At 68.6% G+C, this 17438-nt stretch carries 13 protein-coding genes and 1 pseudogene; 8 read left to right on the top strand and 6 right to left on the bottom strand.

Annotated elements, in window-relative coordinates; all coding sequences use genetic code 11:
• The 3 genes from ACT4N3_RS06785 to ACT4N3_RS06775 form a co-directional block, all read right to left on the bottom strand.
• The coding region (locus ACT4N3_RS06785; protein WP_444854451.1) for an MmcQ/YjbR family DNA-binding protein at positions 1–260 on the bottom strand (260 nt) is incomplete at its 3' end.
• Complete coding sequence (locus ACT4N3_RS06780) at positions 257–694, bottom strand: CoA-binding protein (protein ID WP_444854450.1); 438 nt, start codon at positions 692–694, stop codon at positions 257–259. The genes ACT4N3_RS06780 and ACT4N3_RS06785, both read right to left, overlap by 4 nt.
• Positions 678–1685, bottom strand: a complete 1008-nt coding sequence (locus tag ACT4N3_RS06775) for an Mrp/NBP35 family ATP-binding protein (RefSeq protein ID WP_444854449.1) — start codon at positions 1683–1685, stop codon at positions 678–680. The genes ACT4N3_RS06780 and ACT4N3_RS06775 overlap by 17 nt, the downstream gene beginning before the upstream one ends.
• 70 nt (positions 1686–1755) lie before the next feature.
• On the opposite strand from ACT4N3_RS06775, the gene hflK reads away from it, so the two are divergent.
• The 5 genes from hflK to ACT4N3_RS06750 all read left to right on the top strand — a co-directional run bounded on the left by hflK (position 1756) and on the right by ACT4N3_RS06750 (position 9354).
• Positions 1756–2835: a protease modulator HflK gene (hflK, locus tag ACT4N3_RS06770; RefSeq protein WP_444854448.1), complete on the top strand. Its 1080-nt coding sequence runs from the start codon at positions 1756–1758 to the stop codon at positions 2833–2835.
• Positions 2832–3704: a protease modulator HflC gene (gene hflC / locus ACT4N3_RS06765; protein ID WP_444854447.1), complete on the top strand. Its 873-nt coding sequence runs from the start codon at positions 2832–2834 to the stop codon at positions 3702–3704. Before hflK ends, hflC begins: the two co-directional genes overlap by 4 nt.
• 111 nt (positions 3705–3815) lie before the next feature.
• Positions 3816–5378, top strand: a complete 1563-nt coding sequence (locus tag ACT4N3_RS06760; RefSeq protein ID WP_444854446.1) for a Do family serine endopeptidase — start codon at positions 3816–3818, stop codon at positions 5376–5378.
• A gap of 371 nt (positions 5379–5749) precedes the next feature.
• Positions 5750–7294, top strand: a complete 1545-nt coding sequence (locus tag ACT4N3_RS06755) for a helicase HerA-like domain-containing protein (protein ID WP_444854445.1) — start codon at positions 5750–5752, stop codon at positions 7292–7294.
• 83 nt (positions 7295–7377) lie between these two features.
• Positions 7378–9354, top strand: a complete 1977-nt coding sequence (locus ACT4N3_RS06750) for an OPT family oligopeptide transporter (protein WP_444854444.1) — start codon at positions 7378–7380, stop codon at positions 9352–9354.
• On the opposite strand, the gene ACT4N3_RS06745 is transcribed toward ACT4N3_RS06750, so the two are convergent.
• The 3 genes from ACT4N3_RS06745 to queF form a co-directional block, all read right to left on the bottom strand.
• Positions 9351–11990 (bottom strand): M1 family metallopeptidase, encoded by a 2640-nt coding sequence (locus ACT4N3_RS06745; RefSeq protein WP_444854443.1) that lies wholly within the window; start codon positions 11988–11990, stop codon positions 9351–9353. The genes ACT4N3_RS06750 and ACT4N3_RS06745 overlap by 4 nt on opposite strands.
• A gap of 64 nt (positions 11991–12054) precedes the next feature.
• Positions 12055–13107: a 2-dehydropantoate 2-reductase gene (locus tag ACT4N3_RS06740; RefSeq protein ID WP_444854442.1), complete on the bottom strand. Its 1053-nt coding sequence runs from the start codon at positions 13105–13107 to the stop codon at positions 12055–12057.
• A gap of 4 nt (positions 13108–13111) precedes the next feature.
• Positions 13112–13558, bottom strand: a complete 447-nt coding sequence (gene queF / locus ACT4N3_RS06735) for a preQ(1) synthase (protein ID WP_444854441.1) — start codon at positions 13556–13558, stop codon at positions 13112–13114.
• Between the two features lie 77 nt (positions 13559–13635).
• Between queF and ACT4N3_RS06730 the strand changes: the two genes are divergently transcribed.
• The 3 genes and pseudogenes from ACT4N3_RS06730 to ACT4N3_RS06720 all read left to right on the top strand — a co-directional run.
• Entirely contained in the window at positions 13636–14691 is a 1056-nt protein-coding gene (locus ACT4N3_RS06730; protein ID WP_444854440.1) for an AI-2E family transporter, read from the top strand.
• Positions 14692–14821: 130 nt separating this feature from the next.
• The gene (locus ACT4N3_RS06725) at positions 14822–16822 is read left to right on the top strand and encodes a M28 family peptidase (protein WP_444854439.1); all 2001 of its coding nucleotides are present in this window, start codon (positions 14822–14824) and stop codon (positions 16820–16822) included.
• A pseudogene (locus ACT4N3_RS06720) lies at positions 16822–17438 on the top strand (peptidase M28); the annotation flags it as partial. The gene ACT4N3_RS06725 and the pseudogene ACT4N3_RS06720, both read left to right, overlap by 1 nt.

The raw sequence follows: 17438 nt of genomic DNA, 5'->3' as shown, positions 1-17438 counted from the left end.
CCGGATGGGCCGAGATAGGGCGGGCGATAATAGACGTCCGGATCGGCCTCGATCAGCATCGCCTGCTCGTCGAGGCCGCTGGTCTTCACATGGACGGCGGTGATCCCGTCATTGTGATGGTTGTGCGAGAAATAGGCGAAGAACTTGCCCTTCTCGATGTGGAAACCGGGCTCGCCATGGGAGAGCCGCTCCGCCGCCTCGGGCAAGGCGAGGCAGACCTCGCGCAGCCGCGCCAGAACGCCTTCCGGATCGGGGCTCATCGCGGCTCGCCGACCGGCGGGATGCCGAGCCGGGGAATTTCGATCGCCGGGCAGCGGTCCATGACCACCTTGAGGCCCGCCGCCTCGGCCAGCGCGGCCGCTTCCTCGTCGATCACGCCCAATTGCAGCCACACCGCCTTTGCTCCCGCCGCGATCGCCTCATCGACCGCTTCGCCGGCGGCCTGCGGGCGGCGGAAGATGTCGACCAGGTCAATCGGCTCGCCGATCTGGCTGAGCTCGCGCCAGACATATTCGCCATGGACATGTTCGCCGGTGATCTGCGGGTTCACCGGCAGGACGCGATAGCCGCGGCTCTGGAGGAAGGCCATGACCCGATGGCTCGGCCGGTCGAACCGGTCCGAGGCGCCGATCATCGCGATCGTGCGGGTGTTGGCGAGCAGCGCGTAAATGTCCTCGTCACGGGTGAGCGGCATGGGCGCCCTCCTTCAATTGCTCGAGCAGCCTAACGGCGAGGCCGCGAAAGATATCCGCCTCCTCGCCCTCGCCGGCGGCCGGCGGCCGGCCGGCGTCGGAGGCCTCGCGGATCGCGATTCGCAAGGGAATGCGGCCAAGGAACGGAATGCCCATCGTCCTGGCCGCCGCTTCCGCGCCGCCGGAGCCGAACGGATCGCTGTTCTCGCCGCAATGGGGGCAGGCATAGCCCGCCATGTTCTCGACGAGGCCGATCGGCTCGACGCCCATCTTGCGAAACATGTCGATCGCCCGCGTCGCGTCGATCAGCGACAGATCCTGCGGGGTCGAGACGATCACCGCGCCGGCCGGCTTCCATTTCTGGATCAGGGTCATCTGGACGTCGCCGGTGCCGGGCGGCAGATCGACGATCAGCAGCTCGCAATCGCCCCAGTCGCCTTCCATCAGGCTGGTGAGCGCGGAGGCTGTCATCGGCCCGCGCCAGGCGACGGCGGTGCCCGGCGCGATCAGCTGCCCCATCGAGAGCATGCGGACGCCATGCGCGGGCGTCGGCACGATCTTCTCGTCGATCAGCTCCGGCTTGCCGTGCTGGCCCATGATGTTCGGTTGCGACGGGCCGTAAATGTCGGCGTCAACGAGACCGACCTTTTTGCCCATCCGCGCCAGGGCGACGGCGAGATTGGCGGCCACGGTCGACTTGCCGACGCCGCCCTTGCCGCTGCCGACCGCGACGATCGCTCGCTCGGGCTTGTCCGCCGTCATCGCGACCCGCGTCTCGGTGACGCCCGGCATCGCGATCGTCGCGGCGCGGATGCGGCGCTCGGCGAGCGCGCGCTGCTCGGCGGAGAAGCCGGTCGCATCGAGAACGACCGTCGCCACTCCGTCTTTGATCCGGGCCAGCGTCACCCGGCCAGCGGCGACGAGGTCGCCCTGGCCGAGCGGGTCTTCGATTCCCGCCAGCGCGGCCTTGATCGGATCGGCGTCGTCGGTCATGGCGGGGCGATAGAGCGCGACGCAGCGCTTGGCACTGTTTTTCCGCGCAACGCTTCCTATAAAGGCTCGCATGAGACGGTTTTTCGGCTGGGTCCTCAGCGACAATCGCGGCGGGCCCTGGGGTTCCGGCGGTGACGAAGGCGGCGGCGACGGCGGCTCGGGCGGCGGACCGCGCAACCCGTGGGGCCAGGGGCCGCGTCGGCGGCGCCCCGGAAAGACCGGCGAGGTCACGTCGCTCGACGACTTCCTCAAGAAGAGCCGGGACCGTTTCGGCGGCCGGTTTCCGTTCGGCGGCGGCCGGCCTTACTGGCTTTACGGCCTGATCGCCTTCGCCTTGCTCTGGATCCTGTTCACCAGCATCCACCGGATCGGTCCGCAGGAGCGCGGCGTCGTGACGACGTTTGGCTATTATAGCGGCACGATGCAGCCCGGCATCGGCTTCTCCTGGCCCTCGCCGATCGGCCGGGTGCAGGTGATTGACGTCGAGAACATCCGCACCATCACCATCCCCGACAATAGCGGGTCGGAAAACCTGATCCTGACGGGCGATCAGAATGTGATCGATCTCGCCTATTCGGTTCGCTGGAACATCATTGAGCCGCGCCTGTTCGCGTTCCAGATCGCCGAGCCGGAGGGCACGATCCGCGAAGTGGCCGAGAGTGCGATGCGCGCGGTGGTGTCCCGCGTCTCGCTCGATGAGGCGATCGGCGCCGGCCGGGCCGAAATCGAGCAGAATGTCGAGCAGGCGATGCAGCAGATCCTGAACGATTATGGCTCCGGCATTCGCATCCAGGGCGTCGCGATCAGCCAGTCGGTGCCACCGGCGGCGGTCAACGAGGCCTTCCTGCAGGTCTCGGCCGCGCAGCAGCAGGCGCAGAGCGATCTCAACAACGCCCGCTCCTATGCGCTGCAGATCACCGCCCAGGCGCAGGGCAGCGCGGCGGCGTTCGAGAAGGTGCTGGCCGAATATCGCCTGGCGCCGGAAGTGACCCGGCGCCGCATGTATTACGAGACCATGGAGCGCATATTGTCGCGGGTCGATACGACGATCGTCGAGGCGCCGGGCGTGACGCCCTATCTGCCGCTGCCTGAATTGCGGCGCAATCCGCCCGCGGCCCAGCCGCAGCCGCAAGCGGGGCAACAGAGATGAGCCGCGCCCGCAACCCGATCGTCCTCGCCATTGGAGCGATCCTGCTCCTCGTTCTCCTTGGCAGCACCTTCGCGATCGTGCCGGAGACGCAGCAGGCGGTGATCGTCCGCTTCGGCGAGCCGCAGCGCGTCCTCAACCGCTACACGCCGGGCGAGACGTTCGGCCAGAGCGGCGCCGGGCTCGCGATCCGGATCCCGTTCCTCGAGCAGATCGTCTGGATCGACAAGCGCATCCTGTCGATCGATCTGGAGAACCAGCAGGTTCTCTCGACCGATCAGCTCCGCCTTCAGGTCGATGCCTACGCCCGCTACCGGATCGTCGATCCGCTGCAGATGTACCGGGCTGCGCGGACCGAGGAGAACGTCACCGCCCAGCTCCGACCGATCCTGGGCTCGGCGCTTCGCAACGAGCTCGGCCGGCGGCCCTTCGCCGCTTTGCTCAGCCCCGAGCGCGGCCAGATGATGGACAATATCCAGAACGCGCTCAACCGCGTCGCCCGCCAATATGGCGCCCAGATCGTCGACGTCAGGATCAAGCGCGCCGACCTGCCGGAGGGTACGCCGATCGACTCGGCTTATGAGCGCATGCGGACGGCGCGCGTCCAGGAAGCGCGCTCGATCCAGGCGCAGGGCCAGCGGCAGGCGCAGATCGTGCGCGCCGAAGCGGATGCCGAGGCAACCGCCACTTATGCCCGCGCGTTCAACCAGGATCCGGTCTTCTACGATTTCTATCGCGCCATGCAGTCCTACGAGACGAGCTTCACCGCGACCGGGACGGCGGAGAATCCGCGCGGCCGGACCAACATCATCCTGTCGCCGGAGAACGACTATCTCCGGCAGTTCAGGGGCAATCGCGGAGGCGGGCGATAGGCGTCATTCAATCAGGGTTCAGGCGCCGCGCCTAGCCTGAGACAGATGTAGCAGATCGGACCCAAGGGGCTCGGACAGGCCCGGCTGCGGCCGATGAAGGAGACGAGAAGCGTGCGTTACGTTTATGGAATTACGGCCGCGGTTCTGATCGGCGGCGCGGCTGCGACGCTGACCCTGAATCCGGTCGGCGCGCAGACCGCCCAGAACGATCCGGCAATGATCGCGGCGCCGCCGGGCGGCGCGCCGATGAGCTTCGCCGGGCTCGCCGAGCGGCTCCAGCCGGCGGTGGTGAACATCTCCACCCGTCAGAGCGTCCAGATCCAGCAGCGCCGCCTGCCGCCGGGATTCGAGGAGTTCTTCCAGCGATTCGGCCAGCAGCCGCCGAACCAGGGAGACGGCGGCGGCACGGTGACGCAGCGCGGCGGCTCGCTCGGCTCCGGCTTCATCATTTCGGCCGACGGCTATATCGTCACCAACAACCACGTCGTGGCACCGGCCCGCCCGGACGCGGTGGTCGAGCAGATCACCGTCACCCTCTCCGACCGGACGGAATATGAGGCGACGGTGGTCGGCCGCGACCAGACGTCCGACATCGCGGTGCTCCGCATCCAGCCGCGCGGCGCGCTGCCCTTCGTCCGCTTCGGCGATTCGACGCGCACCAGGGTCGGCGACTGGGTGGTCGCGATCGGCAATCCTTTCGGCCTTGGCGGCACGGTGACCGCCGGCATCGTCTCGGCGCTGCACCGCAATATCGGCGCCGGCGTCTACGATCGCTACATCCAGACCGACGCCTCGATCAATTCGGGCAATTCGGGCGGGCCGATGTTCGATCTCAACGGCAATGTGATCGGCATCAATACGGCTTTGATCTCGCCGACCGGCGGCAATGTCGGCATCGGCTTCGCCATTCCGGCCGAGCAGGTGCGGCCCGTCGTCGAGGCGCTGCAGCGCGGCCAGGCGGTCGCGCGCGGCTATATCGGCGTGTCGATGCAGGACGTCGACGAGGGTGTAGCCTCGGCGCTCGGCATCCCGCGCAACCAGGGCACCCTGATCCGCGCCGTCACGCCCGGCGGTCCGGCGGCGCGCGCCGGCATCCAGCAGGGCGACGTGATCGTCGGGGTCGCGGGCCAGCCGGTGACTCCGGATCAGACGCTCGCTTATCTGCTCTCGCAGCAGCGGGTCGGCGCGCGCGTGCCGGTCGAGTTCATCCGCGGCGGCCAGCGCCGGACGGTCCAGATCGAGGTCGCGCAGCGGCCGACCGACGAGGAGCTCGCACGGCAAAACGGCATCGAGCCGCCGGCCGGGCCAGGCGCCGACGACGCGAACAAGCCGGAGAACGAGCGCGAATCTGCCGGGCAGGTGTCGACCCGTGCGGGCCTCGGCCTGACGGTCCAGACGCTGACCCCGGCCCTTCTCGGTCAGCTCGGCATCCGCGATGCGACGGTGCGCGGCGTCGTGATCACCGCCGCCGATCCGAACAGCGACGCGGCGCAGAAGGGCCTGCGCGCCGGCGACATCATCCTGTCGGTCAACCAGGCGCCGACAGCGACGCCGGAAGCGGTCGCGGCGGCTGTCGAGGCCGCCCGCCGCGCCGGCCGGCGCACCGTGCTGCTTCAAATCCGCCGCGGCAACATACCGCCGCAGTTTATTGGTGTTGATCTCGCGGCTCGTTAAAGGGGTCGGGCTCATCGGCGTTGTCGGTGAGCTCGACCAGAACCTCTAATTACGCCCGGAGCGAACCCAGCATGAACACTGTTGGATAACGGGAATCCATACGCACCCTCCACCACACGCGCTTGGAGAATTGTTTCCCGGTGAAGGGGCTATCGCGGAAAGCAAATTTACGCTGCCGCAGGGAATCAAAGAGGCAGCTGACATAGATGTTAAACCAGCATACGCGACCAGCGCTATCATCTTCGTGAACATCATTTCCTCCAATGTTCAACTGGCCAAGCGATGGTAAAATCGTAAATGATACTGTGAACGTGTCAATCGATGTTGCTCCGGGTAAAGCAACTCAAATGCGTCGAACGGGGGGGAGCGGCATGGACGAAGCGGGCACCATCTTTCTGGGCCTCGGCGGCGGCGGGCCGCAGCGTTTGCGGCTGGACAAGGGCAACCGCCACGGCCTGATCGCCGGCGCCACCGGCACCGGCAAGACGGTAACGCTGCAGGGGCTGGCGGAGGGTTTCTCGGCCGCAGGCGTGCCGGTGTTCATGGCCGACGTGAAGGGCGATCTCGCTGGTATGGCGATGCCGGGATCGCCCAGCTCGCCGATCCACCAGAAGCTGGTCGACCGGGCGAAGGAGATCGGCCTCGCCGATTATTCCTATGCCGACAATCCGGTCGTGTTCTGGGACCTGTATGGCGAGCAGGGCCATCCGATCCGCACCACCGTCTCGGAAATGGGGCCGCTGCTGCTCGCACGGCTGATGGGGCTCAACGAGACGCAGGAGGGCGTGCTGTCGATCGCTTTCCGGCTCGCGGACGAGCAGGGCCTGCTGCTGCTCGATCTCGACGACCTTCAGGCGATGCTCGTTTATTGCGCCGAGCAGGCGGCGACACTCACCGCCCAATATGGCAATGTCAGCCGCGCGACGGTCGGCACGATCCAGCGCCAGCTGCTCCAGCTCGAAAGCCAGGGCGGCGGCCAGTTCTTCGGCGAGCCGGCGCTGGCGATCGCCGATTTCATGACCGTCGACGAGAACGGCCGCGGCACGGTCAGCATCCTCGCCGCCGACAAATTGATGCAGAGCCCGCGGCTCTACGCCACCTTCCTTTTGTGGCTGCTGTCCGAGCTGTTCGAGGAGCTGCCCGAGGTCGGCGATCTGCCGAAGCCCAAGCTCGTTTTCTTCTTCGACGAGGCGCATTTGCTGTTCGACGATGCGCCCAAGGGCCTCCTCGAGAAGGTCGAGCAGGTCGTCCGGCTCGTTCGCTCGAAGGGCGTCGGCATCTTCTTCATCACCCAGAACCCGATCGATATCCCGGAGGAGGTGGCCGGGCAGCTCGGCAACCGCGTCCAGCATGCGCTGCGTGCCTACACGCCGAAGGACGAGCGCGCGATCCGCGCCGCCGCCGACACGTTCCGCACCAACCCCAATGTCGACGTCGCGACCGCGATCACGGAGCTTCGCACCGGCGAGGCGCTCGTCTCGGTGCTCGACGAGAAGGGTGCGCCGACGCCGGTCGAGCGGACGCTGATCCGGCCGCCGCGCTCGCGGGTCGGGCCGCTGACCGCCGAGGAGCGGACGATCATCCGCTCGACCTCGGCGATCGGGACGAAATATGACACGGCGATCGATCGCGAGAGCGCCGAGGAAATCCTGACCGGCCGGGCGCAGGCGGCGGCGAATGCCGCGGCGCAGGCGCAAGCGCAGGCCGACGCGGCCAAGGCGCAGCAGGAGGCGGAGCGCGAGCGCATCCGCGCCCAGCGCGAGCAGGCGCGGCAGGAGCGCGAGGCGCGCCGCAATCCCGGCATGGTCGAGGACATCACCCGCCAGCTCGGCCGCTCGGTCCAGCGCGGTCTGGTCAACCGCGTCGCCGGCCAGCTGGTGCGCGGCATTCTCGGCGGCCTGTTCCGGGGGCGCTAGCGGCGCTTGCCGACGATCGGCGCCGCGTCTAGCCTTCGCCCCGATCGGGCGCACGGGCACGCCGGCTGACGGGAGATTTTCAGATGGCCAGCATGCCTCATGCGCCGATGACTCCGGCCGCAGCGACAATGCGCGAATTCACCCTGCGCGGCGTCCTGCTCGGCGCGGTCCTCACCCTCCTGTTCACCGCCGCCAACGTCTATCTCGGCCTGCGCGTCGGCATCACCTTCGCGACCTCGATCCCGGCCGCGGTGATCTCGATGGCGGTGCTCCGCTTCTTCTCGAATTCGAACATCCTCGAGAACAATATCGTCCAGACGATCGCCAGCGCCGCGGGGACGCTCGCCGCGATCATTTTCGTCCTGCCAGGCCTGGTGATGATCGGCTGGTGGAACGGCTTCCCTTACTGGACGACGCTCGCCGTCTGCGCGATCGGCGGCACTTTGGGCGTCATGTTCTCGGTGCCGCTCAGGCGGGCGTTGGTGACAGGATCGGACCTTCCCTATCCGGAAGGCGTGGCGGCGGCCGAGGTGCTGAAGGTCGGCGCAGCGTCGGAAGAAGGCGCGGAAGAGAATGCGCGCGGCCTCGCGACCATATTGTTCAGCTCGCTCGCCGCGGCCGCCTTCGCGCTGCTCGCGGCGATGCGGCTCGTCGCGGTCGATATCGCGCATTTCTTCCGCGTCGGCAGCGGGGCGAGCGGCGTCTCGGTCAGCCTGTCGATGGCGCTGATCGGCGTCGGCCATTTGGTCGGTCTCACCGTCGGCATCGCGATGCTGATCGGCATGCTCACCTCCTGGGCGGTGCTGGTGCCCTGGCTGACGGCGGCGCAGGGCGTCGGGGCGGATGTCGCCGCGACCGCCACCACCGTGTTCCGCGGCCAGGTCCGTTTCATCGGCGCCGGGACGATCGGCGTCGCTGCCGTGTGGACGCTGCTCAAGATCCTGAAGCCGATCATCGGCGGCATTCGCGGCCAGATCGCCGCCTCGCGTGCCCGCGCCAGCGGCGAAGTGCTGGTGCTGACCGAGCGCGACCTCTCGGTCGGCGTGGTGGGCGGCACGATCGTCCTGTCGCTGATCCCGATCGCCATCCTGCTCTGGCTGTTCCTCGCGCCGACCGTGCTCGCGCCCGACGCCGCGGTGCTGATCGGCGGCATGCTGATCTACATGCTGATCATCGGTGCGATCATCGCGGCCGTCTGCGGCTACATGGCGGGCCTGATCGGCGCCTCGAACAGCCCGGTCTCCGGCGTCGGTATCCTGGCCGTGCTCGGCGCGGCGGTGCTGCTCGGGCTGGTCTACGGCACCGGCGGCGATCCCGGCCGGGCCCAGGCGCTCGCCGCCTTCGCCCTGTTCACCACCGCGATCGTCTTCTCGATCGCCACCATCTCCAACGACAACCTCCAGGACCTGAAGACCGGGCAGCTGGTCGGCGCGACACCATGGCGGCAGCAGGCGGCGCTCGTTCTGGGTGTTATTTTCGGCAGCATCGTCATCGCGCCGGTGCTCGATCTGCTCAACGTCGCCTTCGGCTTCCAGGGCGCGCCGGGCGCCGGGCCGAACGCGCTGGCCGCGCCGCAGGCCGCTTTGATCTCATCGCTCGCGCTGGGGGTGCTGGGCGGGAACATCGACTGGAGCCTGATCAGCCTTGGCGCGGGGCTCGGCGTCGCGGTGATCGTCATCGACGAGATCCTTTTGCGGACGACGAAGAAGAAATATCACCTGCCGCCGCTCGCCGTCGGCATGGGCATCTATCTGCCGATGGCGCTCACGCTGCTGATCCCGGTCGGCGCGCTGATCGGCCGCGCCTATGAGAAGTGGGCGGAACGGCAGCGCGACCCCGAATTCTCCAAGCGGATGGGCGTCCTCGCCGCCACCGGCCTGATCGTCGGCGAGAGCCTGTTCGGCGTCCTCTTCGCCGGCATCGTCGCGGGATCGGGCACCGACGCGCCGCTCGCCGTGGTCGGCGAGGATTTCGAGCATATCGCGACCTTCACCGCCGCCGCCGGCTTCATCGCGATCATTTGGTGGCTCTACGCCCGGACGAAACGCGCCGCGGTCTAGCTCCGTCGCGCCTCCAGCCAGTGGGTGATCTCCGGCAGCCGCTCGCGCCGCACCCGGACCCGATCGCGGATCGCGGAGATCGCCCGGTCGGCCGACCCGCGCGACTGCGGAGTCAGATAGCGCGTCGCATAGGCGCCCAGCTTGTCGACCATCGCCGGATCGGACGAGCCCGAGGCGAGCCCGGGCAGGAAACGCGACCGCGAGGAGGCGTCGACCAGAGCCTCGACCCGCTCGCGATTGGCGAGCGCGAAATCGAAGGCAAGGTCGGGATGCTGGCCGGCGACCGAGCCGATGATCTGGCTCGCATTGGTCGCGCCCGGCTCGTCGGTCAGCGCCAGCTCGAGCGCGCGCCGCGCCAGCGCCTCGTCGCCCGGCCCGCCGACCAGCTGATAGAGCCGGCTCCGCACCAGCGGGTTGCGCTCGTCGCGCGCCATCGCCCTGAGGCGCTCCCAGCGCGCGGCGTCGGCATTCTGGGCGACGACGGCGAGGATCGTTTGCCGCAGCGGCCCGGACATGACCGACGGGTCGTTGGCGTCGAAGCGGCGATTGGCCTCGGCGATGACCGCCGGGTCGCGCAGCGCGCCCAGCGTGCCGATCAATTCGCCGCGCAGCACCGCGTCGTTGGCGCGCTCGTTCGGGCGGGGGCTCCAGCCGAGCCGGTCCAGCACCGGCCGCAGCCGCGCCGACGCATAACGGGCAAAACGCGCCCGGTTCGCCTCGTCGCCGGCATACATGCCGTCGATCTGCGCGTAGATCGCCGCCAGCCGTTCCCACAGCTTGCTGTTCGAATCCGCCGGCGCCGCCGCGGCCATATCCAGCGCCACGCCGGGCGATTGATAGCCGGCGAGGCCGAGCGCCCAATTGTCGGCCACCAGTCCGATCTGGTCGAGCGGCCGGAGCCGCGCGAAGCCCTCGGTCAGCCGCGCGAGCAGGTCGGGCGTGTAGAGCGTCCGATAATAGCCCGCCTGGCCGTAATTGACGACCAGCGGCCCGCAGCCGGGCACCGCCGCCTGCGCGTTGCCGCCCTCGACGATCGTGCGCAGCTCACGCCCGCCGGTCGAGGCGATGACGGGGACGCGCCAGGCGAGCGGCTGCCCATCGCGGTTGTCGCGGCTGAATTGCCCCTGACGGAGCGAAACCTGGGTCTGGCCGCGCACGCACTGGCCGCCATCGACCCGGATCAGCGGCACGCCGGGCTGCATCGTGAAATCGTGCGCGAGCGCCCGCACCGGGCGGCCGGACGCCTCCTCGATCGCGCGCCAGAGATCCTCGGACTGCGTGTTCCCCAGCCGGTGCCGGGCGATGTAACGCTGGACGCCACGCCGCCAGGCATCCTCGCCGACATAGTCTTCGAGCATCGTGATCACCGCCTCGCCCTTCTGGTAGGTGATCGCGTCGAACGCCTGGCTCATCTGCTCGACGGTCTGGATGCGCTGCACCACCGGATGGGTGGTGGCGAGCGAATCGAGCCGCATCGCCGCCTCGCGGCCATCGACCCGGCCGAGGATCGGCTCCCATTCCGGGTGCAGCGCCTCGGTCGCCTTGGTGGCCATCCAGGAGGCGAAGCCCTCGTTCAGCCAGAGATCGTCCCACCAGGACATGGTGACGAGGTCGCCGAACCATTGATGGGCGATTTCATGCGCCGCGACCTCGAATATCCCTTGCCGCCGCGCCTCGGTGGTGATCGCCGGATCGACCAGCAGGATGCTCTCGAACGAGAAGATCGCGCCCCAATTCTCCATCGCGCCGAAAAACTGGCTGGAGCCGGGCCCCGCAACATTGTCGAGCTTGGGGAGCGGGTAGGGGGTGCCGAAATATTGATTGTACCAGGGGACAATCCGGGCCGAGCTTTCCAGCGCCCAGCGGCCCTGCTCGCCGGCGCCGCGGCGGGTGACGACGCCGATCTCGGTGCCGCCCGCGGTGGTCGTGATCCGGTCGAACTCGCCGACCGCGAGGAACAGCAGATAGGACGACATGGCCGGGGTGGTCCGGAAGCGGACGATCGCGGTGCCGTCGGGTCGCGCCTCGCGGCCTGCCTCCGGCATGTTGCTGATCGCCTGCTGGCCGGCCGGCACGACGACCGCGAGGTCGTAAGGGGTGCGGAAATTGGGCTCGTCCCAGCCGGGGAAGAAGCGCCGCGCGTCCGGCGCCTCGAACTGGGTGAACAGCGATCGACGCTGGCTGCCGTCCTCGGTGGCATAATCGAGCGCGAACAGGCCGGCCGCCTGGGTGTTGATCCGGCCGGCATAGGCGATCGCTAGGCGATGGCGGCCGGGCGCTATCGGCGCATCGAAGCGGAAGGTCGCCGTCTGGGCGTTGGCGTCGGTCGAGACGCGCCCGCGCCGCTCGCCGTTCAGCGTCACCGATGAAATATCGAGCTCCGCCGCGTTGAGCGTGACGGTGTCGGTCGCTTCCAGCACCTCGACTTCGATCAGAACCGAGGCGGAAAAGCGCAGGTTCGCGGCGTCGGGCTGGGCGCTGATCGAATAGCTGAGCGGCCGGACGTTGCGCGGCAATTGGGTAGGCACTTGCGCGACCGGCGGCGCGGACGCGGCCGGAGCGGACCGTCGCGCGGGATCACATGCGGTGAGGGTGAGGGCAATCAGGGCGGAGGAGACAAGGAGGGCGGGGCGCATGACGATCCTATCCTGATGAGCCCGAAACGCCCGTGCGTTCGTGCCGGGTACAAGTCAATCGCGACTAATAGCCGAAGCCCCTGGCGCCCTTGTGGCCGTAGAGGACGTAGCGGCGCAGGTCCGCCGCCTCCCAGGCCAGCTCCACGCCCGCCTCGGCCTGCTTGATCAGCGCAACGATCGTCTCGCTGACCGGCGCCGACCGGCCGAGCTTGTGGGCCAGCCGCACCACCTCGCCGTTCAGATAGTCGATCTCCGTCGTCCGGCCGGCGGCCAGATCGTCCGCCATGGACGAGCGCGCTTTGGCGTCGATCTTCTGCAGCTTCAACACCAGCCGGCGGAAGATCCAGTCCGGCGCGCCGATGATGTGCGGCAGCAGATTGGGCGGAAAGGGGCCGAGCTTGGCCGGAACGATCCCGGCCGCTTTCAATATCTCCAGCGCCTCGATCTGCGAGGCGGCGAAGACGCGGCGATAGTCGCGGTTGCTCAATTGTTCGAGCAGCGGCCGGCCCGACAAAGCGTTCACGGCATTGTTGAGGTTGATCAGCAGCTTGCCCCAGGCGACGCCGGTCATGTCGTCGGACAGGATCAGCTTGCCCGGCCGATCCCCGATCCGTTCCTTCAGCGCACGCGTTACGTCGTGATCCTCGGCCCACAGGTCGCCAGCCACGCCTTTGTGCCAGCGGCCGTTGCCCATCGCGGCGACGTTGAACGGGACCATGCCGGCGAGCACGTTGAAGCCGGGCAACGCGGCCTTCAGCGTCTCGACGTTGCTGACCCCGTTCTGGAAGCTGATCACGGTCGCGCTTTTGCGGCCGTGCTTGGCGATCTCCTTCGCCGCGTCGGCGGTGCCGGTGCTCTTCACCGCCAGCACGACGATGTCGGCGCGCTTCAGCGCCTTGGGATTGACCGAGAAATCCACCTCGTCGGGGCGCAGCTCGATCCGCCGCCCGACGCCGTCGGTCAGGGTCAGGCCATTGTCGGCGATCTCGCGCTGCACGCCCGCGCGGCCGATGAAGGAGACCGGCAGGCCGGACAGGCGCCAGCACCCGCCGATCCACAAGCCGATCGCGCCGGCGCCGTGGATGACAACATTGGGGTCAACATGTGTGTCGGACAAAGCGTCAGCCCCGGCCGCGATAGGGCGCGACGCCCTGATCGGGCAGCCACAAGCCTTCGGGCGGCGTGCCGGTCTGCCAGAACACGTCGATCGGGATGCCGCCGCGCGGATACCAATAGCCGCCGATCCTCAGCCACTTCGGCTTCATCTCGTCGGCCAGCCGCTGGCCGATGCCGACCGTCACGTCCTCATGAAATCCCGCATGGTTGCGGAACGCTGCGAGGAACAGCTTCAGCGACTTGGATTCGACGATCGTCTCGGCCGGCGCATAATCGATGACGAGATGGGCGAAATCCGGCTGGCCGGTCACCGGGCAGAGGGTGGTGAATTCGGGCGCGGCGAAGCGGACGAGATAGAGCGCGCCGGCGCGCGGGTTCGGCACATAGTCGAGCACCGCCTCGCCGGGCGAAGCGGGCACGGAGCTTGGCTGGCCAAGATGGGTGAGCGCCATGGCGGCCTCACCTAGACCAACGCCGCCTGCCGAAAAAGGGCTGGCGCGCGCCTCGCGCTTGGCTAGGTTCTTGACCGATGCCGCCGCCCCGGACCTTGCCGCCCCCCACGCCGGCCTCCGCGATCGGGCTGGTGCTCGCCGCGGCGGCCGCGGTGGTGGTGCTCTGGTTCCTCTACACGGTGGCGGCCGCGATCCTTTTGCTCTTCTTCGCGATCGTGGTGGCGATCGCGCTCTCCGGCGCGGTCGACTGGCTGGCCGCCAAAGGCGTGCCGCGCAAGCGGGCGGCGGTGCTGACGTTGCTGCTCTTCTTCGGCGTCATCGCTTTGATCTGCGCCTTGGTCATCCCCCGCCTGGTCCAGCAGATCGTCGTGCTGGCGAACAATCTGCCGCGCCTGATCCTGCAGGTGCAGGGCGAGGTGAACGGGATGCTCGCCAATTATCCGGACCTGCAGCGCTTCGCCCGCTTCGATCCCGCGAGCGCGGACCTGGGCGGCGCCGCGATGAACATCTTCGCCGGGGTGGGCGCCTTTTCCCTGTCGCTGCTCGGCTTCGCGGCCTTGCTGATCATCTTCTTCTCGACGGTCGTCTATATCGTCCTCGATCCGATCCCCCTCCTGCACGGCTATATCGGCAGCCTGCCGCGCAATTATCGCGCCGCCGGCATGCGCGCCTATCGCCGGGCGACCAAGGCGGTGATCGGCTGGGCGCAGGCGAGCCTCGTCGTCGGCGCGATCCAGGCGCTGCTGGTCTTCCTGTTCCTGACCTGGCTCGGCATGCCCGGCGCCCTGGTCTGGGCGGCGCTCGCCTTCTTCTCGGATTTCATCCCGCGGATCGGCGGCTACATCATGGCCGCGCCGCCGATGATCATCGCGCTGGGCGACGGCCCGCTGCAGGCCTTCTGGGTCGGCATGTTCTACCTCGCCAGCAACGAGATATTGGGCAGCGTCGTGGCGCCGAAGATCCGTGGCGAGACGATGGCGATCCATCCGGTTGCGATCATCTTCTTCACCGTCGCTTTCGCGCTCGCCTTCGGCCTGATCGGCGCGATCGTCGCGACCCCGGCGGCCGCCTTCGCCTCCGCCTTCTACAGCGAATTCTACATGAAGCGGGCGCTGCGCAGGGCCGAATATTGATGGCGGTCGAGCGCGCCGGCGGAACTCCCCTCCACGACTTCGTGGAGGGGTTGGGGGTGGCTCCTTCTTGTTGGTCGGAAGAGAAGAAGAGCCACCCCCAGCCCCTCCAGCAAGGGCTGGAGGGGAGGTTATGACTCGCCTTCCGGTCATTGCGCTCCTTTTCCTCGCTACCGGCGCGTCGGCGCAGGTCCGCCCGTCGCAGGATGCGCCTTTGCTGCCTCCGGGCCAGTCGCGCGCAATCGGCGAGGAGGTGTCGGGCTCGATGGCGATGCGCACCGTGCGCGCGCTGTCGCAGCACCACCGGATGCGCGGCTCGACCGGCATTCGCGCCGCCGGTGAGGCGATCCGCGACCGGCTGCGCGAATATGGCCTGCAGAATGTCGAGATCATCTCGCTGCCGGCGGACGGCCGAATCTTCTACGGGACGCAGCGTTCGCGGCCCGGCTGGAACGCCAATTTCGCCGAATTGTGGGAGCAGCGCCGGGACGGCGAGCGCTGGGTCGATTCGACCCGAATCGCTTCCTGGGCCGAGCAGCCGATCAGCCTTGCGCAGGACAGCACCTCCGGCCGCGCCGCGGCGGAGCTGGTCGATATCGGCGCCGGCACGGGCGAGGCGGACTATGCCAATCGCGACGTGCGCGGCCGGCTTGTCCTCACCTCCTCGCAACCGGAGACGGTCGCCGCGCTCGCCATCGGCCGGTTCGGCGCGGCCGGCATCGTTTCCTGGGCGCAGAACCAGCGCACCGCCTGGTGGGGCGAGGATGAGAGCCTGGTCCGCTGGGGCCATCTCGAGACCTTCGGCGAGCACCCGACCTTCGCCTTCATGGTCTCGCCAGCCCGCGCGCGCGCGTGGCAGGAGAGGCTGCGGCGCGGCGAGACGGTACGGCTGCGCGCCGAGGTCGATGCCGGCCGCACACCAAGCGCCTATCTGATCCCGACCGCGATCATCCCCGGCCGCCGCCGCGACCGCGAGATCGTCTATTCCTGCCATCTCGATCATCCCTCGCCGGGCGCCAACGACAATGCCAGCGGCTGCGCCGGCATCCTCGAAGTTGCGCGCACACTCCAGCGGCTGATCGCGAGCGGCGCGCTGCCGCGCCCGGAGCGGACGATCCGCTTCATCTGGCCGAGCGAGATCGAAGGCACGATCGCGCTCCTCAACGCCCGGCCCGAATTCGCCCGACGGACGCTGGCGACGATCCATCTCGACATGATCGGCGGCGATACAGAGCGGACTGGCTCGATCCTCCGGGTCCACGGCTCGCCGCCCAGCCTGCCGAGCTTCGTCTCCGATGTCGGCTTCGCCTTCGCCGATTACGTCAACGCCCAGTCCCTGCGCTTCGCGAGCACGGGCGCAACGCAGATGCCGCTCGTCGATCCCCAAGGCAGCCGCCGTGCCCTCCAGGCGGAGATCGGCGGCTTCAACATGGGGAGCGATCATCAGGTCTGGGCGGAGGGCAGCTACCGCATCCCGGTGATCTACATCGCCGACTGGCCGGACCGCTACATCCACACCCAGCGCGACGTGCCGGACAATCTCGATCCGACAAAGATGCGCCGCGCGATCTTCATCGCGGCGGCTTCGGGATATTTCCTGGCCAATTTCTCCGAACCCGATCGCGAAGCCATGACGAACGAGGTAACCAGCGCTGCTGCGGCTCGAATTGCCGCTCGAGCGCGCCGCTCGGCAGCCTTAATCGCCGGCGGCGCTAACGACTTGGTGAATGAGCAACTTCTCCTGCACGACACCCGCCAGATGATGGACGCCATCGCCTCCATCGGCACCTTTCTAGCGCAGCCACCGACTCCGGCTGCGCCACGAGGCTCAGCAGTCGGCCCCGTCTACCGCCGCGTGCTGCGCGAAGGGCCGATGGACGGGTTCGGCTATAGCTGGTTCGACGATCGGCTCGCTCGCGCCGGCCTCACGCGCCCGCGCCTCCTCGCCCGCCAGCCGGACGGGGAAGGGCCGAGCTTCGGCTACGAGGCGCTGAACCTGGTCGACGGGCGGCGCAGCGTCGGCGAGATTCGCGACGATCTCGCCGCCACCGTCGGCGACGCGCCGCTCGAAGAGGTGGCCGAATATCTCGATGTACTGCGCCAGCTCGGCGTGCTGGCGGTAGAAAGGCCATGATGTTCAAGCGTTTGGCGGCACTCGCCGCCCTGTTCCCCGTTGCCGGCTGCGCGACCATGCCGGAGCCGGCCGAAGTCCGCGCCGTCACCTGGTGGACAGATATCGAGGCGCTGTCGAACGACTCGATGGCGGGCCGCGCCGCGGGCTCGCCGGGCTATGACCGCGCCGCCCGCTATGTCGCCGATCGCTTCGCCGCGATCGGCCTGGAACCTGCGGGCACGGAAGGCTGGTTCCAGCCGGTCGCGCTGGAGGAGCGCCGCATCCTCCTCGACCGTTCCTCCGCCGCTCTGGTCGCCGGCGGCGTCGCGACCGCGCTCGCCATGCCGGACGACATCTATTTCCGCGTCCGCGGCGCGCCGCCGCCGGAGCGGATCGAGGGCCGGCTCGTCTTCCTCGGCTACGGCCTCCACATCCCCGAGGCCGGGCATGACGATTTCGCCGGCGTCGACCTTCGCGGCGCGGTCGCCGTCGTGATCAGCGGCGGCCCGGCGCACATTTCCGGCGCGCTCAAGAGCCATGCCCGTGACGAGCGCGTCCGGCTGCTGGTCGAACGCGGCGCCGTCGGCCTGATCGCGATCGCCACCACCCACCAGGCCGAGGCGCCCTGGGCGCGGAC

Source organism: Sphingosinicella sp. (assembly GCF_052388015.1).
Taxonomy (GTDB): domain Bacteria; phylum Pseudomonadota; class Alphaproteobacteria; order Sphingomonadales; family Sphingomonadaceae; genus Allosphingosinicella.
Note: the sequence above shows the minus strand (reverse complement) of the source record. Positions and strands in the feature narration are given on the sequence as shown.

What these genes read in the sequence shown, in the direction of transcription:
- ACT4N3_RS06730 (WP_444854440.1), top strand. Translation starts at nt 13,636, where the DNA reads ATGCCGCCGCCCCGGACCTTGCCGCCCCCCACGCCGGCCTCCGCGATC.
- ACT4N3_RS06775 (WP_444854449.1), bottom strand. Translation starts at nt 1,685, where the DNA reads ATGACCGACGACGCCGATCCGATCAAGGCCGCGCTGGCGGGAATCGAA.
- ACT4N3_RS06750 (WP_444854444.1), top strand. Translation starts at nt 7,378, where the DNA reads ATGGCCAGCATGCCTCATGCGCCGATGACTCCGGCCGCAGCGACAATG.
- hflC (WP_444854447.1), top strand. Translation starts at nt 2,832, where the DNA reads ATGAGCCGCGCCCGCAACCCGATCGTCCTCGCCATTGGAGCGATCCTG.
- ACT4N3_RS06745 (WP_444854443.1), bottom strand. Translation starts at nt 11,990, where the DNA reads ATGCGCCCCGCCCTCCTTGTCTCCTCCGCCCTGATTGCCCTCACCCTC.
- ACT4N3_RS06780 (WP_444854450.1), bottom strand. Translation starts at nt 694, where the DNA reads ATGCCGCTCACCCGTGACGAGGACATTTACGCGCTGCTCGCCAACACC.
- ACT4N3_RS06755 (WP_444854445.1), top strand. Translation starts at nt 5,750, where the DNA reads ATGGACGAAGCGGGCACCATCTTTCTGGGCCTCGGCGGCGGCGGGCCG.
- ACT4N3_RS06725 (WP_444854439.1), top strand. Translation starts at nt 14,822, where the DNA reads ATGACTCGCCTTCCGGTCATTGCGCTCCTTTTCCTCGCTACCGGCGCG.
- hflK (WP_444854448.1), top strand. Translation starts at nt 1,756, where the DNA reads ATGAGACGGTTTTTCGGCTGGGTCCTCAGCGACAATCGCGGCGGGCCC.
- queF (WP_444854441.1), bottom strand. Translation starts at nt 13,558, where the DNA reads ATGGCGCTCACCCATCTTGGCCAGCCAAGCTCCGTGCCCGCTTCGCCC.